Raw genomic sequence first — 26,459 nt, 5'->3', positions numbered from 1 at the left:
GCCTATCTAGACCGCAGCCCCGCTCAGGCCATGCGCGGCGACCAGCCGCGCACTGCCATCAGCCAGCCGATACGACAGGCCCACCACCGCCAGGCGGCCATCGGCCACCCGCTCCGCCAGGACCCGAGAGCGCTCCAGCAACAGGCCGGCGCTGTGCCGGATGTGCTCATGCAGGATCTGCTCGCCCTGATCGTGTCCGGCGGCGCGGGCCGCCAGCACGCTCGGCATCACCCGCTCGACGACGTCACGGACGAACCCGGCCGGGGTGCTGCCGCCGTCGGCGGCGGCGCAGGCCGCCGCGATGGCTCCGCACGACTCATGGCCCAAGACCACGACCAGCGGGCAGCCCAGCACACTCACCCCGAACTCGATGCTGCCCAGCACCTCGGTGCCGGCCACGTGCCCGGCCGTGCGGACCACGAACAGATCACCCAGGCCCCGGTCGAAGATGATCTCGGCGGCCAGCCGGGAATCGGAGCACCCGAACAGCACCGCGAACGGGCTCTGCGCCGGCGCGGTCTCGGCGCGGCGGGCGGCATCCTGGTTGGGGTGCTCCGGCGTGCCGGCGACGAAGCGCTGGTTACCCTCCAGCAGCATCGCCAACGCATCATCGGGCGTCAGCCTCAGGATCTCGGTCATGGCCGCAGGCTACTGGGTATCAGGCCACGGCCCACGCACCGTCCCGACGCCGGCCGTACGCGCCCACGCGCTCGGGCTCCACCAACGCGGCCCACTCGATGCCGGAAATCTGCTTCCAGTATTCTGGACACTGCTGGGTCCGGCCCAGCACCGACCATGCTCGGCCACCGACCATCGTGGCAGGAGGCACGATGTCGAACCCCACCCCGTTCCCGCCGCGTCAGACCCTGCCGCTCGAGCCCTCTATGACGACGACATCCTGCACATCACCCGTGTCCGGACGCCTGATACGTCGCTGATCCGGCTCGACGGCCAGATCGACGCCTCCAACAGCGAGGCGGTCCGCTCCACCCTGACGCAGACCCGGCATCAGCACGCCCACGTCGTCATCGACGTCGGCCGCGTCACCTTCGCCGACGTGACCGGCACTCGGTCACTGGCCGACGTCACCCGAGGCAGCCGCAGCGCCCAGCTCCGGCGCATCCCTCGCCAGGTGAAACGCGTGCCGGACCTGCTGGAACTGGCCTGCAAGCAGCGACCACCACCGCAAGCACATGTCCTCAACGTGTGGCCGGCGCCCATCAGCGCGCTCGCCCATCATTCCTCGCATTGAGCGGCGCTGAACAGGTGGTCAGGACACTCTTCGGGCTGCAGCGTGGCCCCTCGTGCGAACGCGGCGTCGTATGAGGCGTCACCCAGGGCTTGCCGTGCGCGCCTGGTGATGCGGTCGACGTCGTCTCGTTCTCCCTCGGGCAGCGGCACGCCTACCGAGGCTCGCGCGGTGTGGGCGGCCCCCAGCAGCCGTGCCGCGTGGTCGGCGTGACCTGCCAGTGCCTGGGCTCCTGCCAGCCCCTCCAGGGCCAGGGCCACCGCGCGTGGATCGCCGGTGGACCGTGCGGTGGCCAGGCCGTCGAGCTGGAGCTCCCGAGCAAGGTGCGGGTCCTCCCGTAGTTCGGCGATGAAACCCATCTCCGCGAGGATCAGCGCAGGCATGCCTGGCTCGTATCCCGCCTTCCGGTGCAGTGCTAGAACGCTGCGCATGTGGGTCTCGGCGGTGTCGAGGTCGCCTTCCCGTCGGGCGCCCAGGCCGAGCCCGATTTCGGCGAACTGCTCACCGAAAGTGTCCGACTGCTCGATCGCGAGCCGTCGCGCGCGCTCGTGGAATTCCCGCGCCTGTGGGTAGTCGCGCAGGAGCAGCGCGATCCGGCCGAGCCCGGCGAGCTGGTAGGAGACCTGTGGCCACAGCTTGAGGTCTTCCGCGATCCGCAGCCCGTCGCGGAAGAGCCGCCTGGCGTGCGGATAGTCGCCGACGATCTCCGCCAGTGTCGCCAGCGGCACCATGGCCTGGAGTTGCCCCCACTGATCGCCCAGTTTCCGGAACATCGCCAGACTCTGCTCGCCGTCACGGCGCAGCATGTCGAAATCCCCGCGCAGTTTCGCGTAGAACGCTCGCGTGCTCAGTGCCGCCGCCGTACCCCAGCGGTCGCCGCTCGAGCGGAACGTCTCCAGCGCGCGATTCAGCAGGTCCTCGCTCTGCGACAGATCGCCCACGCCGTACAGATTGGAGCCGACGAACCACTGCGCTCGTGCCCGGCCCTGCGGGTCGTCGATCTCCTCGTACGGGGCCAGCGCGGCCTCGTACTCGCCGCGCGGGTCGGCGCTGCCGCGGAGCGCCAGCCGGAACCCACCCCGCCAGGCGGTGGCCCTGGCCACCGGTATGGCCGGCGGGGCGCCGAGCGACAGCGCCGAGGTCAGTGCGCGATCAGCTTCGTGGTTGCGGCCACGCAGCTGCCAGTACCAGGTCAGCGCGTTGGCCAGGCGCAGCGCGCTTTCGGCGTCGTGGGCGCGTACGGCACTGTCGAGGGCGGTGCGCAGGTTGGCGTTCTCGGTGTCCAGACTGCGCAGCCACTGCCGCTGCTCGTGGCCGCGCAGGTGCGGCTCGGCGCGCTCGGCCAGGCTCGTGTAGTAGCGCCGGTGGCGCCGCTGGAGATCCTCCAACTCCCCCGTCTCACGCAGCCGTTCCAGGCAATAGGCGGTGACCGACTCCAGCAGGCGGTAGCGCAGGCCTTCGACGTCTTCGGTCGCCACCACCAGCGAGCAGTCGACCAGCCGGACCAGCCGGTCGAGCACCGCGAAGCGGTCCAGGTCGTCGGCGGCGCAGACCTCCTCGGCCGCGGCGAGGGTGCAACCGTCGGCGTGCACGGCCAGCCGCCGCAGCACCGCACGCTCCTGCTCGCCCAGCAGTTCCCAGCTCCAGTCGATCATCGCACGCAGCGTCCGTTGCCGTGCCGGGGCGGTGCGTGTCCCGGCGGCAAGCAGGTGCAGGCGGTCGTCGAGCCGCGCGGCCAGCTCTTTGACGCCCAGCGCCCGTACGCGTGTGGCAGCCATCTCCAGAGCGAGGGGAACGCCGTCCAGCCGCTGGCAGATCGAGGCGACCGCCGCGGCGTTGGACTCGTCGAGGACGAAGTTGGGCGCGGCCGCCGTCGCCCGCGTCACGAACAGTTCCACGGCGCTGAACCGCAGGAGCGCCTCGGGGGACAGGCCGGTCGGCGGCTCGGGACTCAGCAGTGGCAGAACCTCGCGCAGATGCTCGCCGGTGACGCCGAGCCGGGTCTGGCTGGTGGCCAGGATCCGCAGGCCCGGGTTCATTGTGAGCAGCTCTTCCGCCAGCTCGGTGACCGGCTCGACCACGTGCTCGCAGTTGTCGAAGACCAGCAGCGTCGGCTGGCCGCCGATTGCCTGCGCCATCCGGTCGGTCAACGGCCGCGGACGGGAGGCGAAGTGGTCGCGTACGCCGAGGACCGCAGCGACCGCCTCCTGCACCTGCGTCGCGGCCGAGACAGCGGGTCGGCCTGGAACGCCCGATCCGGGGACGGTGTCCAGCGCGGCGAACTCGACCAGCCACACCCCGCCCGGGAACCGTGCGCCCACCCGCGCGGCGGCCGCCAGCGCGAGCTGAGTCTTGCCGACCCCGCCCGAGCCAGTCAGCGTCACCAGCCGGCGCGTGCCGAGCAACTCCAGCAGCTCGTCAATGGCCTCACTCCGGCCGATCAGCTCGGTCAGCGTGACGGGGATGTTCGTCGCCAGACGGGCCGCGCTGGTGACAGGCGGGAGAGCGGCGTTCAGCCCGGGATCCTGGGTGAGGATCGCCTGGTGCAGCGCCGCCAGTTCAGGGCTGGGATCCAGGCCGAGCTCGTCGGCCAGACGCTCGCGCAGCTCCGCGTAGCTGCGCAACGCGGCGCTCTGCCGCCCTGCGAGATACAGCGCCCGCACGTGGGCGGCGCGCAGCCGCTCCCGCAGCGGGTGTGACGCAACCAGGTCGCCCAGCTCGTCGGCGACCAGCGCGTGCTCGCCCAGCTCCAGACGGGTCTCGGCCTGCTCTTCCAGAGCGCTGAGCCACTGCTCCTCCAGCCGCTGCCTGGCAGCGCGGACGAACTCCTCGTCGGCGAAATCGGCGAACGCCGGGCCTCGCCACATCGCCAGCGCGTCCGCCAGCAGGCCGGCGCGCACGTGCAGGTCGGCGATCGTACGCGCGCGGGCCACCAGGGCCTGAAACCGGCCCGCATCCACAGCGTCGGGGCCGGCCAGCAACTGGTAGCCCTGCCCTCGCCAGGCGACGAGAGCACGGCCGTCCGGCTCCGAGCTCTCCAGCGCCCGCCGCAGCTGCCACACCTTGTTCTGCAGCGCGCCGGTCGGATTGGCGGGTAATGCGCCGCGCCAGAGCTCGTCGATGAGCCGATCGGCGGAGACGGGGCGTCCCTGGTGCGCCAGCAGGCACGCCAGGAGAGCACGAACCTTGAGCTCCGGAACCCGCACCGGATCGCCCCAGGCCGTCCACACCTCCAACGGACCGAGCACCCCGAAACGCATGCGCTCACGCTACCGGCCAGGTGGACCAAGAGCGCACCAAGAGTGGTCCGGGAGCGGCCATGTGCATGGTGATCGCTGTATACGAGCGCATCGCGAAGGAGAGTTGAGATGTCCGATGTCACCCCGAAGGCAGGGGCCAGGGAATGGACCGGGCTCGCCGTGCTGGCCCTGCCCACCCTGCTTTTGTCGCTGGACCAGAGTGTCCTGTTCCTGGCACTCCCCTCGCTGGCGGAGGCGCTGCGGCCCACCGGGAACCAGATGTTGTGGATCATGGATATCTACGGTTTCCTCATGGCCGGCTTTCTCGTCACCATGGGTACTCTCGGTGATCGGATCGGCCGCCGCAGACTGTTGCTGATCGGTGCCGCTGCCGTTTTGGTCACTTCCCTGCTGGCCGCCTACTCCGGCAGCGCCGAGATGCTGATCGTCAGCCGTGCGCTGCTCGGGGTCGCCGCGGCGACGATCATGCCGTCCACGCTTGCCCTGATCGGCAACATGTTCCACGATCCAGCCCAGCGCGGCCGGGCCTTCGCGCTGTGGGCGAGCTGTTTCCTGGTCGGCACCGCGCTCGGCCCGGTCGTCGGCGGCCTGCTCCTCGAGCACTTCTGGTGGGGTTCGGCCTTCCTGCTCGGTGTCCCGGTCATGCTGATCCTGCTCGTCGCCGGACCGATGCTCCTGCCCGAGTACAAGGCCCCCGTCGGCGGCAAGCTCGACCTGATCAGCGTCGTCCTCTCGCTCGCGGGGATCCTGCCCGTCATCTACGGCATCAAGGAGATCGCCAAATATGGCTTCGACGTCATGCCGGTCGCAGTCGCCCTGGCCGGTCTGATCATGGGCGCGCTGTTCGTGTTGCGGCAGGGCAGGCTCGAGCATCCGGTGGTGGACGTCACGCTGTTCCGCAACGGTGCCTTTACCGCCTCGCTGCTGATCCAGGTGATCTTGATGGTCGCCGTCGCCGGCAGCTACCTGTTCATCACCGGTTTTCTGCAGATGGTGCAGGGGCTCTCCCCGATGCACGCAGGCCTGTGGATGGTGCCCTCCGCGATCGCCTCCATCGTCTCCGCGCAGCTCGCCCCCGGCCTCGCCAAGCGGTTCTCCACGGCGGCTGTCATCGCGGTGGGTCTGGCCGTCGCGGCGGCCGGCTACGTCATGATCGCGTTCGTCGACCCGGTCGGCGGGTTGCCACTGTTGGTCATCGGCTTCGTGATCGCGTTCTTCGGCACCGGCCCGATTGGCGCGCTCGGCACCAACCTGATCGTCAGCGCGGCGCCGCCGGAGAAGAGCGGCTCTGCCGCCTCGCTCTCGGAGACCGCCAGCCATCTCGGCGTAGCCGTGGGCATCGCCACTCTCGGCAGCCTGGGCTCGATCGTCTACCGCAGCTCTGTGACCGTTCCGGACGGTGTGCCGGCGGCCGACGCCGAGACCGTGCGCAATAGCCTCGAAGGGGCGCTCGGGGCCGCCCAGGACCTCACCGGCTCGGTGGCCGGGCAACTCCTTGCCGGCGCGCGGGAGGCGTACACCAGCGGGCTGAACGTGGTCGCCGTTGTCTGCGCCGCCTTCGCCGCCGCCACCGCGCTCATCGCCCTGACCGCGCTGCGCAGGGCGGTCACCGACAGCAGCGGGCAGCCCTCTCGGGGAGACAAGCCGCTCCAGCCCGCCGAGAGCCCTTGAGCAGGCAAACGACCAGCACCGAGAAACGTATTCGCTCGGCAAGGAAAGGAACATCATGACAACAACGACAACCGACGGCCCAACTGCCGCGGCCGGTCAGGTCACCGTGCTCGGTCTCGGTGACATGGGCTCGGCGATCGCCAGGACGTTGGTCGACCGTGGATATCGCACGACGGTCTGGAACCGGACCGCGAGCAAGAGTGCGCCGCTCGCTGACGCCGGTGCCACAGCGGCCGCGACGACCGTGGAAGCGGTGGCGGCGAGCCCGCTCGTCGTGGTCTGTCTGCTCGACAGCACAGCGGTTGACGAAGTGCTGGGTTCCGTCGATGCCGCGGTCGCAGGCAAGGTGCTGGTGAACCTCACCAGTTGCTCCCCCGGTCAGGCGCGGGCGAACGAGCGCTGGGCACGTGAGCGCGGCGCCGAGTACCTCGACGGCAAGATCATGGGAGACCCTCCGTATGTGGGCACGCCGAACATCATGTTCCCGTTCAGCGGTTCCCGCAGTGCGTTCGAAGCCCACGAGTCGACGCTGCAGGTGCTGGGCAGCATCGCGTACCACGGCGAAGACGCCGGCTTGGCCGCCGTGGAATTCATGGCCCAGGTCGCGGTGGCCTACGAGCTGCTTATCGGCTTTCTGCACGCGCTCAGGCTGGTGCAGGCCGAAGGGGTCGACGTGGCGGAGTTCGCCGAGCGCATCGCCGGCTCGGTGGTCGCTTACCCGCCGTTGTTGCTCTCGATGGGCAAGGCGGTCAAGAGTGGCGAATACCCGCCAGATCTTGGTTCGCTCAATGTCCAGGCCGCAGTGATGGACGACATGATCAGCCATCGGGATTCCCTCGGCGTGGAAGCCGTGCGGATGCGGCAGGTCAAGGAACTGATGGATAACCGAATCGCCGGCGGCCACGGCGAACAGGGCTTTTCGAGTTTGTTTGAGTTGCTCGCGAAGCGACGCTGAGGATTTCTCCCGGGCGGCGTCAAGTGGTTCGAGTTGGGGCGTCCCGAGGCTGCCCTGCCCCGAGAGGGCAGGGCCGGGGTTCACCGCCGCATCGGCGATCCTGGCCTCGTTGTGTGCGTGGAGAACCCTGCGCCTGCCGATAATGTCATCCGGCCGGGTCATGGCCTTGCTGGAGATTACCTGATGCATGTGATCCCCAGCCGCTCGGAGTGCGGCATGATGATCGCCTGTGCTCTTTCGTCTGGCCTATCTCGCTGTCACCAACATCTTCGCCGCGCTGCGGCTGCTGCCGATGGGCGATCGGAACAAGGACGTCGAGATCCTCGCTCTCCGCCACCAGATCACCGTTCTTGAACGGCAGCTCGGCGCCGGCATCAGGGTGAGATTCGACCCCGAGGACCGTGCCTTCCTCGCCGCCCTGCTGACCTCCCTACCCCGCGAGGTGCTGCACCAGCTGCGGCTCATCGCCCGCCCGGACACTGTCCTGCGTTGGCACCGCGATCTCGTCAGGCGGCGGCACGCCCGTATCAGTAAGCCCAAGCGACCGGGGCGCCCGCCCACGGGCCGCTCCATCCGTGCTCTCATCCTGCGCCTGGTCCGGGAGAACCCGTCCTGGGGATATCGGCGGGTGCACGGTGAGCTGACCACGCTCGGTATCACGGTCGCGCCCTCCACTGTGTGGGAGATCCTCAAGCAGGAAGGCGTTGATCCTGCTCCTGAGCGGGCGTCGGCCACCTGGGGCGACTTCCTGCGTTCCCAGGCCGATGCGCTGCTGGCCTGCGACTTCATCGAGACCGTCACCCGCACCGGGCAGCGCCAGTACATCCTGGCCGTCATCGAGCACGCCAGCAGCCGCGTCCGCGTGCTGGGCACCACCGCCCGCCCGACTGCGGTCTGGGTCGTCCAGGCGATGAAGAACCTCGTGATGGACCTGGAAGAGGCCGGCATCCGGACCGTGCTCACTGGGATCCGGGTGCCGCGGATGAACGCGGTCATGGAGCGGTGGGTGCAGTCGTGCCGCCGCGAGCTGCTCGACCGCTGCCTGCTGTGGAACGAGCACCACCTGCGTCACGCCCTGCGTGAGTACGAGCGGTTCTATAACGAGCACCGCGCTCACCAAGCCCTGGATCAGGCAGCCCCGCTGCGCACCGGCCCAGACCCGATCACGGATCCGACGCGAATCACCGAGCTGAGCGTACGCAGACGGGACCGACTTGGCGGGGTCCTCCACGAGTACTCACACGCCGCTTGAACTGCATGGATGTAATTTTCGGCAGGCACAGTGTCCCTAAGCCTAGACACCCTCCGCGGTTAGGCGCTGAAGGGCGACTGTTATCCATGATCGTGGGGGCGCATTGGGGAGAGCCACCCGCAATCGATCGGCGAAAGCCGTAGACAGTCGGACATGAAGAACCCCCACCCCGGGCGCAACAGCGCAGGTCAAGCGGGGGTTCGGGCTGGTCGACAAGAGTAGGGCGGGTGGGACTTGAACCCACGACCCACGGATTATGAGTCCGATGCTCTGACCGGCTGAGCTACCGCCCCTGGATTCAGTTGTGTGACGTGCGGTGGGCGCCGAGAGGATCATGCCGCCGCCTCGCGCATGCTAAGGCTAGAGCATGGGAACCGCTTGTGGTGCCCGGCCGGACGGGAGACATCCCCGCACACATCATTCCACGCCCGGACGTGTCGGTGGAGCCTGAGGCGATCATATTCGGGTCCCGGCCGGGCCCTCCAGCACCGCGACCGCGGGCCGGGCGGGCTTTCCCAGCAGGTACGCAGGTAAGCCCGGTACGGTCTGGGCGTGGTTGTCAGACTGATCTACGAGACCCACTCCACCACCGTGGACAACGAGACGGGCATCGCCACCGGATGGTTGCCGGGTGAGCTGTCGGCGCTCGGGCGTGCTCAGGCGGTGGAGCTGGGGGCGCGGCGGCGGAAGGTCGACGTCGTCTACTCGTCTGACCTGCGGCGGTCCGTGCAGACGGCGGAGATCGCCTTCGGGGACGGCAAGGAGCTCAGGCTCGACCGGCGGCTCAGGGAATGCGACTACGGGATCTACAACGGGCGGCCGGTGAACGAGGTGGCGGCGTTGCGGAGCAGGCACATCGACACCCCGTGGCCCGGCGGGCAGAGCTACCGGCAGGTGGTCGCCGAGACGGCGGCGTTCCTGCGGGACGTGATGGCGGAGTGGCAGGGGCGGACGGTGCTGGTGGTGGCGCACACCGCGAATCTCTGGGCGTTGCGGAACCTGCTGCACGGCACGTCGCTGGAGGATCTGGTCGGCTCTTTCGAGTGGCGGCCGGGGTGGGAGTTCGAGCTGGCCTAGAACGTTCGCGCCCGAGCGCCGGGGAGAGGGGGAGGGCCGGCGAATGTCGGGTGCTGCTCGGCACTCGCCGGCCCTCGGGTCTCAGGTGTCGGTGTCCGGCGCTCGCCGGCCCGCGGCCTCGGGGGTGGTGCTCACGGCCGGTTCAGGCCCAGCGTGTACGCGCCGGACCCGCTGTAGGCGTGCACGCGGTACCGGTAGTAGCCCGCGGTCCCGTTGTAGGTGACGGTCTCGTCGGCGTTCGGGCTGTCGCCGCTGGCCACCACGGTCCAGGAGAAGCCGTTCCACTTCTGCAGGTACACGTCGAAGTCCGTGCCGTCGGGCGCGTCCAGGCAGGCGGCGTGGGTGCCGGAGGTCGTGGCCTGGTAGTAGGAGCCGTTCGGCTGGTACGCGCTCTGGTTCCCGCTCAGCGATCCCGTGTAGGTGTCCTCGTAGCTCTGGCAGCCCTCCGGCGGGTCCGGGTCGCCGCCGGACGTGATCAGGGTGAGGCCGCCCACGGAGAGAAGTTCGCCGAGGGGCTGGAAGTACGTGGTGCCGCCGAAGCTGCAGTTCCCGGAGCCGCCTGAGGTCATGCCCTGGGCCTGGTCGCCGGAGATGAACGAGCCGCCCGAGTCGCCGCCTTCGGCGCACACGTTCGTCCGGGTCAGTCCGGACACGGTGCCCTCCGGGTAGTTGACGGTGGCGTTCAGCGCGGTGACGGTGCCGCAGTGCCACTGGGTGGTGGAGCCGGAGCGGCACACGGAGCCTTGGGGCTGGGTGACGGTCGAGCCGCGTACGGGGAGGGTGCCGGCACTGTAGCCGTTGACCACGCCGGGCGCGGTCCAGTTGGAGTTCGTCGCCACCCAGGCGTAGTCGTTGCCCGGGAACGACGAGATCTGGAAGGTTCCCTGCGCGACCCGGTTGTACCCGGTGGTGGTGACGCCGGTGCCGCCGCAGTGGCCGGCCGTGGTGAAGCCGAGCTGGCTGCCGCGCCTGGCCGCGAAGCCGATCGAGCACCGGTAGCCTTCCGAGGTGTAGTACGCGTCGCCGCCGCGGATGTCGTAGAACGGGCGCGGGCGTTCGGTGGACCGTTCGAACTTCACGGTTTCCGCGTCCGCGCCGCTGGAGGCGATCCACGATCGCGCCGCCGCTTCGTCGCTGGTCTGGACGACGACCGCGTTGTCCTGGGGCGAGACGGCCCAGCTGTGCACGGTGGCGGGCGGTGCGGCCTTGTCGAGGCTCTCCTTGGCCTGGGTGAGCTGGGCGAACGTACGGGTGACGATGCGTGCTCGCGCTCCCGCGCGGGTGATTTCGGCGGTGTCGGAGGGGTCGACGCTGGCGACGACGAGGGCGCTTTCGGCCCCTTCGTACCAGATGCCGGCGTAGTCGTCGCCGAGCCTCTTGCGCAGGGTGGGCGTCGCGGCATTGCCGCGGGACTCGTTGGCGAGGCGGTTGATCGCCTGTTCCTTGGTGATGCCGAGGTCACGCTGGATGGCGTCGACCACGCCGGAGGGGGGTTTCGCCGCTGCCGCTGGGGTCGCGGTCACGACCAAGGCGCCGATCGCGACGGCGATCAGCGCGGGGGCTCGGAGCACGGGGATCTCCTTGCTGCTGGGGGTGCCGTAAAGGTAACGGCGAACTCAGAAGCGGAGGAGTACTAGCTTGCCCCTATCGCGGCGTTATGGAGCTGTTCCATATCCCGGGTTACGTACGAGCCAGTCGTTGTAGACCGGGCTCTTGCGCACGGCGTCCATGTGGGCCTGTTTCGCCTGCGCCGCCACCCAGGCGGCGTCGGGGGCGGTGGGGTGGCGGCCGAGGAGTTGCCGCCAGCGCAGCGGCGCGCCGGCCAGCGGCACCATGACCAGGCCCTGGGCGGGCTGGTGGGTGGCCTGGCACAACACCGCGGCGCGGCCGACCTGCGCGAGGTGCGTGCACGTCGGCACGTCCGTCTCGTAGATCGTGCCGGGCGTGAAACCGGCCCTGGCGCAGGCCATCGCGAAGCAGTCGGCGAAGCAGCCGTCTCCCGGCGTGACCGCCCACTGCTCCTCGGCGAGCTCGGCCAGCTCGATCTCTTTCTCCTTGGCGGCGGGATGGTTCTCGGCCACCAGGCAGAAGACGGGGTCGACGCTGATCGTCTCCCACAGCAGCGAGCCGGTGGGGTTGCCGGAGTCGCCGCAGGCGCCGGTCAGCACGTAGTCGAGGCGGCCGAGCTCGGCCATGCTGTTCAGCTCGTGCGCCGACCAGGAGGTGAACGTGCTGATCGTGCGCTCCGCGGCGAGGCGGTCGACCAGGCCGCCGAGTATGGGGCCGTTGGTGGAGCCGATGCGGAAGCCGGGGGAGGGAGCCTGGGCGAAACGCAGCGCTTCGTCCTGGAGTTCCTTGGCTGCGGGTAGCAGCACGCGTGCCCTGGCGAGCACCAGCTCGCCGAGCCGGGTGGGCCGGGCGCCGCGGCGGTCGCGCTCGAACAGGGCGCCGCCGAGCACCCTCTCGATGCGCTTGAGCTGGGCGGTGAGGGCCGGTTGTGCCAGCCCGAGCAGGGACGCGGCCTTGCTCACACTTCCCGCGTCCGCGACCGCGCGGACGATCCTGAGGTGCCTGAGCTCGAGGTCCATAACGGGAAGGTAAGGCGGCGATGTCTTACAAACAATGCCTAAATGTCAGGAAATGTGACAGATATTGTTGCTGGTCTTCCGGGGTAGAGGGAGCCCATGACGACGATGGGAATAGACGCGGGCGAGCTCAGCGACGACGATCTGCTTCGTGAGCTGCGGCAACTGCACGCCACCCGGAGTGAGACGTTCTTCCACGGGTCGGACGACGCTCTCGCGACGCACACGTCGCGTACCGACGAGCTGGAGACCGAATACCTCCGCCGTTACCCCGAGCGCGAGATCGATCCGATGCGGCTGAGGGAGGGAGCGAGGCAGCGATCATGACGGAAGGCCACGATGTCCAGTCCCTGTCGGACGTGGACATCCACGTGTACGAGGCCGTGGCCGCCGAGGCGGTGGAGCACGGCGGCGCGGGGCTCGCCAGGCTGGTACGGACGGCCGGCCTGGACGAGGACGCCGTGCGGGGGAGCCTGACCAGACTCATCGAGCACGGTTACGTGGTGCCCAAGGGCGAAGGGTACGCGCTGGGCCCGCACACCTTCGAGGTCGAATACTGACGGGGCCCCGCGCGCGCACCGGCGGCCAGGGACACATCTGGCCGCGCCGCCACCCGGTACCCCGGAAATCACAACATCACGTGGCGAGCGCGGTGATGGACCGAGGTGCGCGGGGGTCATAACGTCAAGAGGTGGACGTCGCCGACCTGAGTCCCGAGCAGGCGCGAGAGCGCTTCCGCGCCGGCGAGCGGGTGCCCACCGCGGGCTGGTGCCGGGGCTGGACGCAGGCCAACCTCATCGCCGTGCCCGAGCGGCTGGGCTACGACCTGCTGCTGTTCGCCCACCTCAACCCGCAGGCGTGCCCGGTCCTCGACGTGGGTGAGCCGGGGGCCTGGTCCACCCGCCTGTTCCCCGGGGACCTGCGTACCGACCTGCCCGGCTACCGGCTCTACCGCGACGGCGCGGCGGTCGCCGACCTCGACGACGTGGTGGCCGAGTGGCGCGACGACCTGGTGCCGTTCCTCATCGGCTGCAGCTTCACCTTCGAACGGGCGCTGCTGGCCGCCGGGGTGCCGGTGCGGCACCTGGAGCTGGGGACGAACGTGCCGATGTACGTCACCGGCATCCCCTGCCAGGCCGTCGGCAGCCTGTCCGGGCCGCTGGTCGTCTCGATGCGTCCGGTGCCGGAGGATCGGGTGAGGACCGCCGTCGAGGTGAGCGGCCGCTATCCGATGGTGCACGGCGGGCCCGTGCACGTGGGCGATCCCGCGGCGCTCGGGATCGGCGACCTGGCCAGCCCCGACTTCGGCGACCCCGTGGAGGTGCGGGCGGGGGAGACGCCAGTGTTCTGGGCGTGCGGCGTGACGCCCCAGGCGGTGGTGATGGCCAGCGGGGTCGAGTACGCGATCGGCCACCTGCCGGGGCACATGGCGATCATGGACGCGCGGGACGACGACTATCGGGTCGCCTCCTGATCCCCCTCCGTCCGCCATCGGGTGACCCCGTGATCTCCGGAACGCGACGCCGATATCCCCGCCGCCGCGAGCTGTTCGGCGATCGGCGGCGCGCCCCGGCGGTTGTCGATCTCCAGGTGGGGCACGACGGGCGGCTCGTCCACCCGGATGTCGCGCAGGTAGGCGTCGAACGCCGCCAGCTTGCCCGCGTCGCGCGCGAACCCCCGGGCCGTGAGGCGCTCGCGCAGCGTCGCGCCGTCCGACCGGACCCACAGCAGCCGCACCGGCGGCCCGCCCAGCTCCGCCACCCACTCCGCCCACCGCGCCGCGTCGTGCACCTGCGTGGTGAACGGGCCGTCGAGCAGCACCGGGCAGCCGTGACCGCGGATCTGCCTGGCGGTCCTGGTCAGGCCGGCGTATTCGAAGCGCTTGACGTTCTCGTCGTACCAGGGGCCCTCGCGCTCGCCGTCGGGCCTGCCGTGGCCGCGCAGGACCCGCGCCACGAAGTCGCCGTAGACGGTGTCCTTGTCGAGCAGGGCGGGCACCGGGTCGAGCCGGGCGAGCAGCGCGGCGGCCACCGAGGACTTGCCCGCGCCCGGCGGCCCGCTGACCACCCACACCGAAGCCATACGATCAGCTTAGGGGCGCACCGTACGGCTCTTCCGCGCCCCGTCCACACCCCACGAGATGATCTTGGTGGGAGTGATCCGGATGATCTCCCTCGAGAAGAACGCCACGGGGGGCTCGTGGTCCGTCAGGGCCTCGGCGGTGCCGCGGATCTCGATGCCCCGCGGCACCCAGGGATCCACCGTGGCCAGGTCGTCCACGACGAACGCGACCGTGCTGCCCGCCTGGATGTTCCTGAACTTCTTCGACTTCCCGAGGGCGTGCCCGCCGATGGTGATCGTTCCGGTGGCCGCGTCGACGAAGAACCCGGTCGGGCTGTTCTGCACCTGCCCGTCGGGCGCGACCGTGGCCAGGCGGCCGAGGTGCTGGGTGGACAGGTAGTCGAGTTCCGCTTGCGTGAAGATCATGCACAGCAGTCTGCAACCTTGACATAGGTGGAGGTCAAGTAAGCCCGGAGGTCAGCCAGCGCAGCGGGTTGTCGTGGGTGATCAGGCGGAGGGTGTCCTCGCCGGTGCCCGCGTCGCGCAGGCGCGGCAGCAGGTCGTGGAAGAGGTGGGCGTAGCCGGGCCCGCCGTACTTGCGCGTCTGCGCCACCCGGCTCAGCCCGGTGCTGAGGAGGAGGCGGTCCGCGAGTCCGTCCTCGATCAGGCCGAGCGCGATCCTGGCCGCCTGGTCGGGGCCGTGCCGCCGGGCGAGCCCGAGAGTGCCGAGGCTCACGTACGCGCCCGCTTCGGCGATCTTCCTGGCGGCGGCCGGCTCGGCGCCCGCGTAACCGACGGCGACCCGGGAACCCGGCAGGTTCTGGCCGAGCAGGATCTCCAGCACCGACAGGGCGTTCCTGCCGTGCGTGGCGACCGGCAGGCGCGAGCGGAGCGAGGCGCGGGCCGCGGCGACCAGGAACCGTTCCTCCCGGGGGGTGGGTTCGGCGCCCCAGCAGCCGACCTCGCCGATCACGCCGGGGAAGACGCCCGTGCCGTCCACGCCGCTGGAGATCTCCTCCATGAGCAGGCCGGTGAGCGCGTCCACGTCGGCGTCGCCGACGGTCGTGTACGGCTCGGCGAACAGGCCGGTCGAGGCGATCACGGCCACCCGGCTGCCCGCCGCGACCCGGGCCAGGGTGCCGGCGTCGCGGCCCATGCCCAGGCACGTCAGGTCGACCGCCAGGGAGAGCCCGCCGGACTGCCGCAGCTCGCGCAGCTCCGCGGTGACGGTGGCCTCCTCGTCGAGCCACCGGTGCGGGTCGGAGTCGATGCCGACCGCCCAGCGCATGTCGGTGCGCAGGTGTTCATGGGGGAGCACGGCGCCCTCGATGGAGGCCGCGCGTACAGGGCCGGTGACAGTGCGGAGCAATACGTCGGGCATAGCAGACATTAACCGATATTTGCCGGTGAGAGCCTGCTCTAGCAGGAGATTTTACCCGTTTGCGGGTTTGGTGATTTGCTAGCCGTCTGCAAGTGTGGCTGAGGGCAGCACCGTATCCTGGGGGGCACACCGACTGCCGGGGGGAAATGTGACGATTCAGAGCTCCGACACCGGCGACGCCGACGTGATCAAGCGGAGGGCCGCCGATCGGTCCGGCATGCCTGGTCGGCGCAGGGGGATCCACGGCTGGCTGGACGGCATCCGCTCGACCCGTACGGGCGCGCTGACGCTGAAGATCGTGGTCGGCGTGATCGGGACGGTCATGGTGGTCGGGGGGCTGATCATGGTGCCGTTCCCCGGGCCGGGGTGGCTGGTCGTGTTCGCCGGGCTGGCGGTGCTGGCCACGGAGTTCCACTGGGCGCACAAGCTGCTGGAGTTCGGCAAGCGCGTGTTGCACGCCTGGACGGAGTGGTACAAACGGCAGGGCTGGACGGTGCGCATCGTGGTGCTCGCCGTGACCCTGGCCGCAGCGGGTCTGATCGTCTATCTCGGCCTGCGCACGGTCGGCTTCGACGTCATCGGGTTCGCGCTGAACTACGTGCATACCTAGTCGGCATCACGCCGGAATTCCCGCGGATTCGTGCCTATTCTGCGGGCGTGATCGCCACCATCGCCATCGCGCTGTCCCTGACGCTTCCCACCCCCATCGCGGCGCCGCCCACGCCGGCCGCGTCCCTGCCCGCACCGGCAGCCGTACGGGCAGACCTGGAGCTTCCCGGCACAGGCGGCATGAATTATCGCGAAAAAGCGGGCGATCCCGTACGGCTCACCGCCTACGGCCTCGGCACCCGGGACACCTATCTGAAATCCGCCACCGGCAACGCCTTCGCCCGGCAGAAGACCCTCTCCGAGGTGTCGGTCTCGCCCGGCGGACGGCTGGCGGCGGGGGTGCCCAGGGCGTACCGATCCGGCCACGACGCGCTCCTCGTCACCGACCGCGCCACCGGCGAGACCACCACGATCCGCACGGTCAAGAAACCCATGACCGCCTCCTACGCCTCCTGGTCCCGCGACGGCAGGCAGGTCGCGCTCACGGTCGAGCAGAAGGTGAGCGGCACGTGGCGGGTGCTCGGCTTCGCGGTCGTGGACGTGGCCGCCAAGACCGCCCGCACGGTCAGGATCGCGGGCCTGAGCGCGAACGCCGGCTTCTGGTGGAGCCCCGACGGCCGGCTCGTGTCCAGGCACGGCGCCGGCCTGCGCGTCTATCGGGCGTCCGACGGCGCGGTCATGCGCACGTACGCGGACGCGGGCCCGCCGACCGGCCCTGAGGACGCCTTCTCCCCATCCGGCAAGCGGCTGGCCACGTGGTGCCCCGAGCGTTTCCGGGAGCAGCTCTGCCTGATCGACTCCGCCACGGGAAAGGTCGCCGCACGGGTCGGCGCGGCGCCGCGCGCGGTGTGGGGCTGGTGGGACGACGAGCATGTCATCGCCGTCCTCGCGCACGAGGACGCCTATCGCCTGGCGGTGCTCGACCTCAAGGGCAAGGTCACCCGCGTGCTGGCCGACGTGCCCGCGAGGACGTGGGACGCCGACCTCTGGCTCTCCTTCGTCAGGACGTCGCCGGCGTCATAGATAGAGGCCGGTGCCGTGGTCGGTCTCCTGGGTGGCCACCGCGTGCAGGTCGCGCTCGCGCATCACCAGGTAGACCCGCGCGTGCACCTCGACCTCGGACTGGTCCTCCGGGTTGAACAGCACCTTGTCGCCGACCTTGACCGAGCGCACGTTCGTGCCGACGCCGCAGACCTCGCCCCAGGCCAGGCGGTTGGCCATCTTGACCGTCGCGGGGATGACGATCCCGGAGCCGCTGCGCCGCTCCCCGGCCTCCTGCTCCATGCTGATCATGACCCGGTCGTGCAGCATCTGAATCTCGAACTTGGGCTCTTCCACAGGCCCAAGTTTACGATCCGCCGGACGCCCGATTTCCAGGTCGGCCGCCGCCCGCCACGGGGGCGCTTACCGGGGCGCCCGGATCGTGGCGCCCGGCGACCTGCTGCTCTCCGTCACGTTCACCGGTGACTACGCCGAGCAGTACGACCAGGCGGGCGCCGTGCTGCGGATCGACGAGCAGCACTGGATCAAGGCCGGCGTGGAATACGTCGACGGCGGCTTCCACCTCAGCACGGTCGTGACCAGGGAGTTCTCCGACTGGTCGGTGCTCCCGCTCGGACGCGCGGCGCAGCGGGTGACGGTCACGCTCGAGCGCGCAGGCGACGCGGTCACCGTGCGTTACGGTCTCGACGGCGACCCGCCGGAGACCATGCTCCGCCTGGCGCACTTCCCGCCCGGCCGGCCCGCGATGGCCGGCGCCATGGCCGCCGCCCCCGCGGGCGAGGGCTTCGCCGTGCGCTTCAGCGACGTGCGGGCCGAGGGCTGCTGAACGCCGCCCGCAGACGAACACCCCGAACGAGACAACACGGGCGGCATGCGACAATGCAGCGTGCACGACGTAGAAGCCCGCGTACTCGACGCCATCGACACGGCGGAGACGGTCAACCTGCTGGCTGAAGCCGTCAGGGTCCCCAGCGTCACCGGCACCGACGCCGAGTCGGACCTGCAGCACCACTACGCCCGCCTGCTCGCCGGCACGGGCATGGACGTGGACGTGTGGAAGCTGGACCTCGCCGAGCTCGGCGACCGCCCCGGTTTCCCCGGCACCGAGGCCCCGCGAACCGAGGGGTACGGCGTCGTGGCCGTGACCGAGGGGGAGGGCGTCCCCGCGCTGGCGCTCCAAGGTCACGTCGACGTGGTCCCCACCGGCGACCTCGCCAAGTGGGAGGGCAGCGACCCGTTCGCCGCCAGGATCAGCGGTGACGTGCTGCACGGCAGGGGCGCGTGCGACATGAAGGCCGGGCTCGTCGCCAACCTGGCCGTGGCCAGGGCGATCCACCGGGCCGGGATCCGGCTGGTCAGGCCGCTGGCCGTGCACTGCGTGATCAGCGAGGAGGACGGCGGGCTGGGCGCGTTCGCCACCCTGGCCAGGGGTCACACGGCCGAGGCCGCGGTCATCAGCGAGCCGACCAGCGGCGCGGTCATCACCGCCAACGCGGGCGCGCTGACGTTCCGGCTGGAGATCGCCGGGCTGGCCGCCCACGGCGCCACCCGCCAGGAGGGCGTCAACGCGGTCGAGGTGTTCTGGCCGGTGTTCGAGGCGATCAGGCGGCTGGAGGCGGCGCGCAACAACGACGTGCCCGGGCTGTTCCGCGGCACCGCGCTGCCGTACCCGATCGAGATCGGCACCGTGCGCGCGGGAGACTGGGCCAGCACCGTGCCCGACCTGCTGGTCGCGGAGGGGCGGCTCGGGGTGCGGCTGGACGAGGACCCGGCCGCGGCGCGGGCGGTGTTCGAGGAGACGGTCGCGCGGGTCGCGCACCCCTGGCTGCGGGCCAACCCGCCGGTGGTGACGTGGCCGGGCGGGCAGTTCGCCAGCGGCCGGCTGCCCGCGGGGCACGAGCTGCTCGGCGAGGTGAGCCGGGCGGTCGCCGACACGACGGGCGCCGTGCCGGTGGAGTCGGCGGCGCCGTACGGCAGCGACCTGCGTCTCTACGCGGCGGGCGGCATCCCGACGCTGCACTACGGCCCCGGAGACGTGCGGTTCGCGCACGCCCCCAGGGAGCAGGTCGCGCTGGGCGAGCTGCTGGACGTCACGCGCGCGCTGGCCCTGCTCGCGGTGCGCCGCTGCGGAGCGCGCTGACCCCCGGCGGGGCTAGCCGAGCGGGCGGGCCTTCTTCAGGTTGGCCACCAGCTCCTCGAGGAACGCCGCATAGCCCTGGTAGCTGAAGGGCACCTCCGCGCGCCACGGGTAGAACTGGCCCGCCTTGACCGCGGGCAGCTTGGCGAAGGTGGGCTTCTTCAGCATCTCCTCCGGCTTGAGCGACTGGGTGCGCGTGTCGTAGAGGATCACGTCGGCGTCGTAGGTGTCGGCGTTCTCCCAGCTCAAGGTCTGGAAGAAGCCGCCGTCGTCCACCTTCGACGGCGTGACGACGTCGAGCCCGGCCGCGGTGAGGTGCACGATGTCCGGATATTCGGGCGGGTTGACCACCCACATCTGGTCGGGGCCGCCGGACATCATGAGGATCTTGAGGTCCCTGAACCGCGCGAGCTCCTCGGTGGCGGCCTCCATGCGGGCCTTGGCCTCGGGCACGCCCGACATGTCCGCGCCGAGCGACGTGGCCAGCTCCTCGTACGTGCCGATCACCTCGGTGGCGCTCCTGCCGGTGAGCATGATGCCCGCGGTCGGGGCGACCTGCTCGACGGTGTCCTTGGACTTCTCGGGCACGTACCAGAGGGTGCCCTTGACGTACATGCTGCTGACCAGGAGTTCGGGCTGGAGGGAGATGTACTTCTCGACGTTGAACTCGTCCCACACGTTGCCCAGGCCCTCGACCTTGGTGATGTCGACGTTGCCGACCTGCGGGTCCTTGGTGCCGTCCTTGAGCTTGTGCGGGCCGAAGACGGCGATGGGGCGCACGCCGAAGTCCCACAGAGCCGCGGCCGAGCCCACCTGGGCGACGATCCTGGCAGGTGGCCGGGCCAGCTCCAGCTTCTTGCCGCGGTCGTCGGTGAACGACCAGCCCTGGCCGGACGGCGCGGAGGAGCCCGCCGCGGTGGGGGCCGTCTCCGTGCCGCCTCCGCACGCCGCGAGTGTCAGGGCCGCCGCGAGGCCTGCCGTGGCCGACAGGAAACCCCTGCGCGGCAGTACGGGTCCCGACATCTGCATCTCCTCCGTGGTTAGGCTTGCCTTGTTTACAGGCCATTAGATTAGCCTTGCCTAAGTTTGACCGCTACGAGAGGGGGCCGGGTGCGTCCGGCTGAAGACACGGCCGTACCGGTCGCCGGGGCCGGTGAGGAGGCGAGCGCCGCCCGCGACCGCAAAGGGCGGCCCGCGATCCTGGCCACCGGGCTGGTCGTCGCGGTGGGGGTGCTCGCACTGATGGCGATGGCCAGCGTGGCGCTGGGAGCGCGCGGCGTGTCGTTCGGCACCGTGATAGACGCCTTCCTGGCCCCCGACGGTTCCAACGACCACACGGTCATCCGCGAGCTGCGCGTCCCGCGCACGCTGCTCGGCATCGGCGTGGGCGCCACCCTGGGGCTGGCGGGCGCGCTCATGCAGAGCCTGACCCGCAACCCGCTCGCCGACCCCGGGCTCCTGGGCATCAACGAAGGCGCCGCGCTCGGCGTCACGCTGGCGCTCGGCCTGTTCGGGCTCTCCGACCCCGCCGTCTACGTGTGGTTCGCGTTCGGCGGGGCGGCGCTGGCCTCCGCCGCCGTCTACGCCCTCGCCTCCTCCGGCCGCTCGGGCTCCAGCCCGGTACGCCTGACGCTCGCGGGCGTCGCGTTCGGCATGGTGTGCACGGCGATCGCCTCGGCCATCCTGCGCATGGACTCCCAGACCTTCGACCGCATGCGCTTCTGGCTGACCGGCTCGCTGGCCGGGCAGACGGCCGACACGCTGGCGCGGCTGGCGCCGTTTATGGCCGCCGGCCTGGTGCTCGGCCTGATGCTGGCCCGGCCGCTCAACACGCTCGCCCTCGGCGACGACGCGGGCAGGGCGCTCGGCGTCGCCGTCAACCGCACCAGGATCCTCACCGGGGTCGCCGTCACGCTGCTGTGCGGCGCGGCCACCGCCGCCGCGGGGCCGCTGTGGTTCGTCGGGCTGATCGTGCCGCACGCCGTGCGCGCGGTGGTGGGGCCCGACCAGCGGTGGGTGCTGCCGTACTCGGCGCTGGCCGCGCCCGTGCTGCTGCTGGCCGCCGACGTGGCGGGCCGGCTCATCGCGCGGCCGGGAGAGGTCCAGGTGGGCATCGTGTGGGCGGTGATCGGCGCGCCGATCTTCATCATGCTGGCCAGGCGGAGGCGGGTGGCGGCGCTGTGACCATCCGCGTCGGATCCTGGTCCGTACGGCTCGCGCCCCGCGCCCTGCTCGTCGGCGCCGCGCTGGTCGTGCTCGCCTGCGCGGTGAGCGTGGCGGCCCTGGCGACGGGCGAGTACACGGTGCCCGTACCGGACATCGTCACCGCGGTCTTCGGCCAGGGCACACCCGTCGCCGAGCTGATCGTCGGCAAGCTCCGCGCCCCGCGGGTGGTGACGGGGCTGCTGGTGGGGGCGGCGTTCGGGCTGAGCGGCGCGATCTTCCAGAGCCTCACCAGGAACCCGCTGGGCAGCCCCGACTTCATCGGCTTCACGGCCGGGGCGTCGACCGGCGGCATCATCGCGGTGGTCGCCGGCGGCTCCGCCATGACGATCGCCGGCGGCGCCCTGGCGGGGTGCGTGGTCACCGCCGTGCTGGTCTACGCGCTGGCCTACCGGGGCGGCGTGCAGGGCTACCGGCTGGTGCTGGTCGGCATCGGGGCGAACGCGTTGCTGCTCGCGGTCAACTCGTACCTGCTGACCCGGGCGAACATCAACGACGCCGCCACCGCGGGCGCCTGGCTGACGGGCAGCCTGAGCGGGCGCGGCTGGGACCATGCGGGGCCCGTGGCGCTGGCGCTGGCCGTGCTGCTGCCCGTGAGCGCGTACGTGTCGCGGCCCATGCGGATGATCGAGATGGGTGACGACGCGGCCAGGGCCATGGGGATCAGGGTCGAGGCCGTGCGCGCGGTGGCGATCGCCGCGGGGGTGCTGCTGTCCGGGGTGGCCACGGCCGCGGCGGGCCCCGTCATCTTCGTCGCGCTCGCCGCGCCCCAGCTCGCCCGGCGGCTCACCCGCTCGCCAGGCGTGACGATGGGCGCCTCGGCGCTGACCGGCGCCGTCCTGCTGACCGCCGCCGACCTGGCCGCGCAGCGGCTGCTGGCGCCCACGCAGCTGCCCGTCGGCGTGCTGACCGCCGCCATCGGCGGCACCTACCTCGTCCTGCTCCTGCGAAAGGACCGCCACTGATGGCCACCGCCCCGGCGAAAGGATCTCCGCTGATGGCCTCCCGCCTGTCCGGCACCAGCCTCACCCTCGCGTACGACCAGCGCGTCGTGGCCACGGGCCTGAACGTGTCGATCCCCGACGAGTCCTTCACCGTGATCATCGGTCCGAACGCCTGCGGCAAGTCCACCCTGCTACGGGCGCTGGCCAGGATGCTCAAGCCCAGGACGGGCGCCGTGCACCTCGACGGGAGCGTCATCACCTCGCTGCCGTCGAAGGAGGTGGCCAGGCGGCTCGGCCTGCTGCCGCAGACCTCGATCGTGCCCGACGGCATCACCGTGGCCGACCTGGTGGCCCGCGGCCGCTACCCGCACCAGCGGCTCATGCGGCAGTGGTCGAAGGCCGACGAGAGGGCGGTGACCGAGGCCATGCGCGCCACCGACGTGACCGAGCTAGGCGACCGGATCGTGGACGAGCTGTCGGGTGGCCAGCGGCAGCGGGTGTGGCTGGCCATGGCGCTGGCGCAGGAGACGCCGATCCTGCTGCTGGACGAGCCGACTACGTTCCTGGACATCTCCCACCAGATCGAGGTGCTCGACCTCTGCGCCGACCTGCACGAGGCCGGGCGGACCATGGTGGCCGTGCTGCACGACCTGAACCAGGCCTGCCGCTACGCGACCCACCTGATCGTGATGCGCGGTGGCGAGATCGTCGCCGAGGGGGAGCCGGGCGACGTCGTCACGCCGGAGCTGGTGCGGCAGGTGTTCGACCTGCGCTGCGAGATCATCCAGGACCCGCAGACGGCCACGCCGCTGATCGTCCCGGAGGCCCGCCGCCGCGTCACCGCCTCCGCCTGACAAGCGCCTTCGGCCGCCGCCTCCACCAGGTGCGCCGCCTTTCGCCACCGCCTCTGCACCGCCTCTGCACCGCCTCTGCCCGGCGCGCCGGCGGCCTCAGTGCGCGCACCGTCAGTGCGCGCCTCTGACCTCGACGATCTCGGCGAGGGGGAACTCCAGGTAGTCGCCCGCCTCCTCGCACCACGCGTCGAGCGCGCCGCCCTTGAGCTCGCCGTGGCTGATCGTGGCGGTCAGCCCGTCGGTGAGGGTGATGCCGGCGCGCACGCCGCGGTCGACCACGAAGCCGAGCAACGACTGCTGGGCCGTCGGCAGCCTGGTGGCCATCCGGCCGATGACCGCCCAGGTGCGGCCGCCCGAGCCGGCGTCGGCCCGGCTGGCGACGATCAGGCGGCGGGCGTGCTCGAAGGGGTCGGGCGGCGGCTCGGCCAGCATGTAGGGGGGCGCTTCGAGTTCGGTGATGCCGGTGAAGTCGGACAGCTCGGCCACCTGGCCGCCGGGCAGCAGGATCAGCTTGCCGTTGTGCGGCTCGTCCAGGTGGGTGGACCTGGCCCGGTGGATGGTGATCTCGCCGGTGTCGGCCACGGGCACGGGGGAGTAGCCGACCTCGCGCAGCGCGGCGAGGGTGCGCTCGGCGGGCGCGGCGCTGACGAGCACCGTGGGGGCGAGCAGCCGCAGGCCCAGCTTGCCCAGCCGCCGGTGGGCGGCGATCTCGGCCAGCAGCGTCGGGTCGGCGGCCTGGACGACGCAGCCGACCGTGGTGACCGTCACCTCGCCGTGCCGGCGCGCGGTGTCGCGCACGAGGTATTCCAGCGGCTGGGGGATGGTGCCGACCCCGGCCAGCTCGTCGAGCAGCTCGTCGGGCTCGTGGCCGCGGTCGAGCGCGCGGCGCACGCTCTCCGTGGTGAACCGCCACACCGAGGCGGCGCCCCGCGACTCGCGCTCGGCGGTCCGGTCGAGCAGCTCCGCCAGCTCGGCCGACGGCGGGCCGGTCACGACCGCGGTGAGGTCGGGGCCGAACAGGGCGCTCCTGCGGACGCTCGCCAGCGCCCTCGTGGCCGCCTCGGACAGCACCGGGTCGTGCTCGACCATGGGCACGGCGGCGTCGTTCTCGTCGCCCGGCCTGGCGGTCAGGCCCGCCAGCGCGCGGCCCAGGTCGGTGAGCGCGTTGTTGGCCAGCAGCCCCAGCAGCCTGGCCTCGTCGAGCACGGCGGGGGCGCACTCCCGCAGCAACTCCAGGTCGATCAGCGGCGCGTGCCAGTGCACGCTGCCCATGAGGCTGTCGCGGCCGGCGAACGCCGTGCCGGCGGGCAGATGGGCCAGCACCGACAGCACGGCCCGGCGAACCCTGGCCACCGCGCTGCCGGTGGGGTCGTCGCCGAGCACGGTGCCGTACTTGCCGTCGACCCTGCGCAGCGACGAGCGCTCCATGCGCCACCACGCCGACAGCAGCACCCTGAGCCTGGCCGAGCCCTCGTCGAGCCGCCACCGGTCGTAGCGTTCGGTGGGGATCATGCCGCCGGACTGCTCGTCCCAGGCCAGCAGCCTGGCGACCGCGCAGATCTCCAGCAGCAGCCGCGTCTCGTCCTCGTCGCAGCCGGTCTCCTTGGCGATCCTGCGCACCTCGCGCACGCCCACGCCGCCGGTCTTGAGCAGCGGTAGCGGCGTCTTCGCGGTGTTGTCCAGCAGGGCCGCGCACCGCTCCACCACGTGCGGCGCGGCCAGCGTCATCAGATGGTCGACCTCTTCGGGGTCGACCGGGATGGTGGCGACCTCGGGCGACTCGGGCATGTAGGGCGGGTGGTAGCCGGGGCCGCGCAGGCAGATCGCCACCTCGCGGGGGATCTCGGCGACGTGCCAGCTCGGCCGGAACAACAAGCCGTGGTCGGCGCACCACTTCTCCGGCGTGCCGGGGATGACGAAGCGGCCTCCGTCGACGTTGAGCGTGGGGCCCTCCCACGCGAACCGGTCGAGCAGCGGGACGGTGCCCTCGGGGGCCTCGGGCAACATCGCCCGCACCCGCTCGCCGTCGCCGAGCGCCTCGGTGACGCGGGCGATCGCGCGGCGTTTGTTGCCCTGCGCGGGCAGGCCGAGGTTGCGGGCCAGGGCGTGCAGCGCGTCGTTGCTGATCGTCCAGGAGTTGAGGTAGTGGTCGAGCGGCTCGCCCAGGCTCAGCGGCGCCGACCACCAGCGCGTCACGCCCTCGGCCAGATGGATCACACCGTCGTCGCCAGGCCAGGCCAGCGCGTGGTCGTAGAGGTGTTCGAGCCAGGGGGTCACGTCGTCGACCCGGGCGTCGACGAATGTCGCCAGCCGGTCGGCCGTGGGACGGCTCATGGCCAGGGCCGCCTCGGCCAGTTGCAGGCAGGGGAGCGGGAGCCTTCGCAGGGTCTCCATGACGGCGAAGCCGTTGCCCAGTCGCTGGGCCAGGGTGTCGAGCCGCCGGGGCCAGGGCGCGGCGATGGCGTCAGGCCTGTTGGCCAGGACGCGGCCGAGCCGGTCTTCCTCTAGTGTTCGCAGCCAGCCGAGCAGGTGATCTTCCATCTGTCAGCACTCTCATGGGGTCGCGCGCAAGGGACTCACCGTGAGCCATGACCATCCACGGTAATGCAGATCACCCCCGGTCAGGAGAGGACTGCCCAGACGATCTTTCCGTGAGGTGCGAGTGCGGACCAGCCCCAGCGGAGGCTGAGTGATTCGACGATGTGGAGTCCGAGGCCACCGGTGTCAAGGGGGCCAGGGTATCGCAGCACCGGCACCGATGACCCTGGATCGGTGAAGGCGCTGGTCACGAGCGGCCCGCGGCGCACCAGGGACATGTGGACGGCGCGTTCGCGGCGTGGGTCGTCGAGGCAGAGGCCGTGGCGGAGGGCGTTGGTGGCCAGCTCGGAGACCACCAGTTCCATGTTCTCGACGAGTTCGGTCAGCCCCCAGCCGGTCAGGACGCCGGCGCCGAAGCTGCGGGCCGAGTGGACCGAGGAGGCGGTGGGCGGCAGCACGAACGTGGCGCTCGTCGACGGGCCAGGGGCCAGCAGATCGCGGGCCGCCTCCGGCCACCAGCCGACCGGAGGCCACCAATCGAACGTCGTCCACTGGCCGGGCGCCGTGGTGGATTGCACGTAGATCATTCTGCGTCAAACTCTCGTGCAACTGCAAGAGCGAATGCACGTGCAGACAACGCGTGCACGCGCTACGGTTTCCC

Annotated in this window: 26 protein-coding genes and 1 tRNA gene; 15 read left to right on the top strand and 12 right to left on the bottom strand. The window is 71.1% G+C overall.

Translation table 11 applies throughout. The features are described from left to right. Nucleotides 1-6: 6 nt before the first annotated feature. Nucleotides 7-639, bottom strand: a complete 633-nt coding sequence (locus tag ACZ6SA_RS15310) for a carbonic anhydrase (RefSeq protein WP_347642464.1) — start codon at nucleotides 637-639, stop codon at nucleotides 7-9. Between ACZ6SA_RS15310 and ACZ6SA_RS15305 the strand changes: the two genes are divergently transcribed. Further along, on the top strand, nucleotides 638-1,252 hold the full coding sequence (locus ACZ6SA_RS15305; RefSeq protein WP_465828388.1) for an STAS domain-containing protein: 615 nt from the start codon (nucleotides 638-640) through the stop codon (nucleotides 1,250-1,252). The genes ACZ6SA_RS15310 and ACZ6SA_RS15305 overlap by 2 nt on opposite strands. On the opposite strand, the gene ACZ6SA_RS15300 is transcribed toward ACZ6SA_RS15305, so the two are convergent. After that, complete coding sequence (locus ACZ6SA_RS15300) at nucleotides 1,237-4,509, bottom strand: BTAD domain-containing putative transcriptional regulator (protein ID WP_465828386.1); 3,273 nt, start codon at nucleotides 4,507-4,509, stop codon at nucleotides 1,237-1,239. The two genes, ACZ6SA_RS15305 and ACZ6SA_RS15300, sit on opposite strands and share 16 nt — an antisense overlap. Before the next feature lie 159 nt (nucleotides 4,510-4,668). On the opposite strand from ACZ6SA_RS15300, the gene ACZ6SA_RS15295 reads away from it, so the two are divergent. The 3 genes from ACZ6SA_RS15295 (at nucleotide 4,669) to ACZ6SA_RS15285 (ending at nucleotide 8,387) form a co-directional block, all read left to right on the top strand. Further along, complete coding sequence (locus tag ACZ6SA_RS15295) at nucleotides 4,669-6,180, top strand: MFS transporter (protein ID WP_465828384.1); 1,512 nt, start codon at nucleotides 4,669-4,671, stop codon at nucleotides 6,178-6,180. A gap of 55 nt (nucleotides 6,181-6,235) precedes the next feature. After that, entirely contained in the window at nucleotides 6,236-7,135 is a 900-nt protein-coding gene (locus ACZ6SA_RS15290) for an NAD(P)-dependent oxidoreductase (protein WP_347642468.1), read from the top strand. Between the two features lie 229 nt (nucleotides 7,136-7,364). After that, nucleotides 7,365-8,387, top strand: coding sequence for an integrase core domain-containing protein (locus ACZ6SA_RS15285; protein WP_465828382.1), 1,023 nt, complete (start codon nucleotides 7,365-7,367; stop codon nucleotides 8,385-8,387). Nucleotides 8,388-8,606: 219 nt separating this feature from the next. Here the strand turns inward: ACZ6SA_RS15285 and ACZ6SA_RS15280 are convergent. After that, a tRNA-Ile gene (locus ACZ6SA_RS15280) sits at nucleotides 8,607-8,680 on the bottom strand. Between the two features lie 259 nt (nucleotides 8,681-8,939). Here ACZ6SA_RS15280 and ACZ6SA_RS15275 point away from each other — a divergent pair. Continuing rightward, the gene (locus tag ACZ6SA_RS15275) at nucleotides 8,940-9,464 is read left to right on the top strand and encodes a histidine phosphatase family protein (protein WP_347642470.1); all 525 of its coding nucleotides are present in this window, start codon (nucleotides 8,940-8,942) and stop codon (nucleotides 9,462-9,464) included. 131 nt (nucleotides 9,465-9,595) lie between these two features. Here the strand turns inward: ACZ6SA_RS15275 and ACZ6SA_RS15270 are convergent, their stop codons facing one another. After that, complete coding sequence (locus ACZ6SA_RS15270; protein ID WP_465828380.1) at nucleotides 9,596-11,035, bottom strand: S1 family peptidase; 1,440 nt, start codon at nucleotides 11,033-11,035, stop codon at nucleotides 9,596-9,598. An 84-nt stretch (nucleotides 11,036-11,119) separates the two neighbouring features. Further along, nucleotides 11,120-12,052, bottom strand: a complete 933-nt coding sequence (locus ACZ6SA_RS15265; protein ID WP_465828378.1) for a LysR family transcriptional regulator — start codon at nucleotides 12,050-12,052, stop codon at nucleotides 11,120-11,122. Between the two features lie 96 nt (nucleotides 12,053-12,148). Between ACZ6SA_RS15265 and ACZ6SA_RS15260 the strand changes: the two genes are divergently transcribed. The 3 genes from ACZ6SA_RS15260 to ACZ6SA_RS15250 all read left to right on the top strand — a co-directional run bounded on the left by ACZ6SA_RS15260 (nucleotide 12,149) and on the right by ACZ6SA_RS15250 (nucleotide 13,523). Continuing rightward, nucleotides 12,149-12,376 carry a DUF6158 family protein gene (locus ACZ6SA_RS15260; RefSeq protein WP_347642473.1) on the top strand — a complete coding sequence of 76 codons (228 nt, stop codon included), beginning with the start codon at nucleotides 12,149-12,151 and terminating at the stop codon, nucleotides 12,374-12,376. Then, entirely contained in the window at nucleotides 12,373-12,609 is a 237-nt protein-coding gene (locus tag ACZ6SA_RS15255) for a hypothetical protein (RefSeq protein ID WP_347642474.1), read from the top strand. The genes ACZ6SA_RS15260 and ACZ6SA_RS15255 overlap by 4 nt, the downstream gene beginning before the upstream one ends. 131 nt (nucleotides 12,610-12,740) lie before the next feature. Then, the gene (locus ACZ6SA_RS15250; RefSeq protein ID WP_347642475.1) at nucleotides 12,741-13,523 is read left to right on the top strand and encodes a putative hydro-lyase; all 783 of its coding nucleotides are present in this window, start codon (nucleotides 12,741-12,743) and stop codon (nucleotides 13,521-13,523) included. Here ACZ6SA_RS15250 and ACZ6SA_RS15245 read toward each other — a convergent pair. From ACZ6SA_RS15245 to ACZ6SA_RS15235, 3 genes are read right to left on the bottom strand one after another with little or no spacing between them, the layout of a single operon-like run. After that, nucleotides 13,505-14,131 (bottom strand): P-loop nucleotide/nucleoside kinase family protein, encoded by a 627-nt coding sequence (locus ACZ6SA_RS15245; RefSeq protein WP_347642476.1) that lies wholly within the window; start codon nucleotides 14,129-14,131, stop codon nucleotides 13,505-13,507. The two genes, ACZ6SA_RS15250 and ACZ6SA_RS15245, sit on opposite strands and share 19 nt — an antisense overlap. A 9-nt stretch (nucleotides 14,132-14,140) precedes the next feature. Next, a complete protein-coding gene (locus ACZ6SA_RS15240) occupies nucleotides 14,141-14,536 on the bottom strand; it encodes a PPOX class F420-dependent oxidoreductase (protein ID WP_347642477.1) in 396 nt (131 codons plus the stop codon). Between the two features lie 34 nt (nucleotides 14,537-14,570). Continuing rightward, nucleotides 14,571-15,491 (bottom strand): phosphotriesterase family protein, encoded by a 921-nt coding sequence (locus ACZ6SA_RS15235; RefSeq protein ID WP_347642478.1) that lies wholly within the window; start codon nucleotides 15,489-15,491, stop codon nucleotides 14,571-14,573. Nucleotides 15,492-15,639: 148 nt separating this feature from the next. Between ACZ6SA_RS15235 and ACZ6SA_RS15230 the strand changes: the two genes are divergently transcribed. After that, nucleotides 15,640-16,101, top strand: coding sequence for a TIGR02611 family protein (locus ACZ6SA_RS15230; protein WP_347642479.1), 462 nt, complete (start codon nucleotides 15,640-15,642; stop codon nucleotides 16,099-16,101). A gap of 47 nt (nucleotides 16,102-16,148) precedes the next feature. Further along, complete coding sequence (locus ACZ6SA_RS15225) at nucleotides 16,149-17,123, top strand: hypothetical protein (protein ID WP_465828374.1); 975 nt, start codon at nucleotides 16,149-16,151, stop codon at nucleotides 17,121-17,123. Here the strand turns inward: ACZ6SA_RS15225 and ACZ6SA_RS15220 are convergent. Beyond that, a complete protein-coding gene (locus ACZ6SA_RS15220; RefSeq protein ID WP_181958388.1) occupies nucleotides 17,118-17,438 on the bottom strand; it encodes a GroES family chaperonin in 321 nt (106 codons plus the stop codon). The two genes, ACZ6SA_RS15225 and ACZ6SA_RS15220, sit on opposite strands and share 6 nt — an antisense overlap. 85 nt (nucleotides 17,439-17,523) lie before the next feature. Between ACZ6SA_RS15220 and ACZ6SA_RS15215 the strand changes: the two genes are divergently transcribed. Further along, on the top strand, nucleotides 17,524-17,928 hold the full coding sequence (locus tag ACZ6SA_RS15215) for a DUF1349 domain-containing protein (protein WP_347642481.1): 405 nt from the start codon (nucleotides 17,524-17,526) through the stop codon (nucleotides 17,926-17,928). A 60-nt stretch (nucleotides 17,929-17,988) separates the two neighbouring features. Next, nucleotides 17,989-19,242 carry an ArgE/DapE family deacylase gene (locus tag ACZ6SA_RS15210; protein WP_347642482.1) on the top strand — a complete coding sequence of 418 codons (1,254 nt, stop codon included), beginning with the start codon at nucleotides 17,989-17,991 and terminating at the stop codon, nucleotides 19,240-19,242. Between the two features lie 12 nt (nucleotides 19,243-19,254). Here ACZ6SA_RS15210 and ACZ6SA_RS15205 read toward each other — a convergent pair whose 3' ends face one another. Next, the gene (locus tag ACZ6SA_RS15205) at nucleotides 19,255-20,262 is read right to left on the bottom strand and encodes an ABC transporter substrate-binding protein (RefSeq protein WP_465828372.1); all 1,008 of its coding nucleotides are present in this window, start codon (nucleotides 20,260-20,262) and stop codon (nucleotides 19,255-19,257) included. An 87-nt stretch (nucleotides 20,263-20,349) separates the two neighbouring features. On the opposite strand from ACZ6SA_RS15205, the gene ACZ6SA_RS15200 reads away from it, so the two are divergent. Genes ACZ6SA_RS15200 through ACZ6SA_RS15190 form a run of 3 tightly spaced genes read left to right on the top strand, consistent with a single transcriptional unit; the run spans nucleotide 20,350 to nucleotide 23,260 of the window. Beyond that, on the top strand, nucleotides 20,350-21,423 hold the full coding sequence (locus ACZ6SA_RS15200; protein ID WP_443151957.1) for a FecCD family ABC transporter permease: 1,074 nt from the start codon (nucleotides 20,350-20,352) through the stop codon (nucleotides 21,421-21,423). Further along, nucleotides 21,420-22,427 carry a FecCD family ABC transporter permease gene (locus tag ACZ6SA_RS15195; RefSeq protein WP_347642485.1) on the top strand — a complete coding sequence of 336 codons (1,008 nt, stop codon included), beginning with the start codon at nucleotides 21,420-21,422 and terminating at the stop codon, nucleotides 22,425-22,427. The genes ACZ6SA_RS15200 and ACZ6SA_RS15195 overlap by 4 nt, the downstream gene beginning before the upstream one ends. Nucleotides 22,428-22,459: 32 nt before the next feature. Continuing rightward, nucleotides 22,460-23,260 (top strand): ABC transporter ATP-binding protein, encoded by an 801-nt coding sequence (locus ACZ6SA_RS15190; protein ID WP_465828369.1) that lies wholly within the window; start codon nucleotides 22,460-22,462, stop codon nucleotides 23,258-23,260. Nucleotides 23,261-23,371: 111 nt separating this feature from the next. On the opposite strand, the gene ACZ6SA_RS15185 is transcribed toward ACZ6SA_RS15190, so the two are convergent. Further along, nucleotides 23,372-25,801: a helicase-associated domain-containing protein gene (locus tag ACZ6SA_RS15185; RefSeq protein WP_347642487.1), complete on the bottom strand. Its 2,430-nt coding sequence runs from the start codon at nucleotides 25,799-25,801 to the stop codon at nucleotides 23,372-23,374. 80 nt (nucleotides 25,802-25,881) lie between these two features. Further along, entirely contained in the window at nucleotides 25,882-26,385 is a 504-nt protein-coding gene (locus tag ACZ6SA_RS15180) for an ATP-binding protein (protein WP_465828367.1), read from the bottom strand. Between the last annotated feature and the right edge of the window lie 74 nt (nucleotides 26,386-26,459).

This window comes from Nonomuraea sp. NPDC049378 (assembly GCF_055586745.1).
This window is presented reverse-complemented; position numbering and strand designations above follow the sequence as displayed.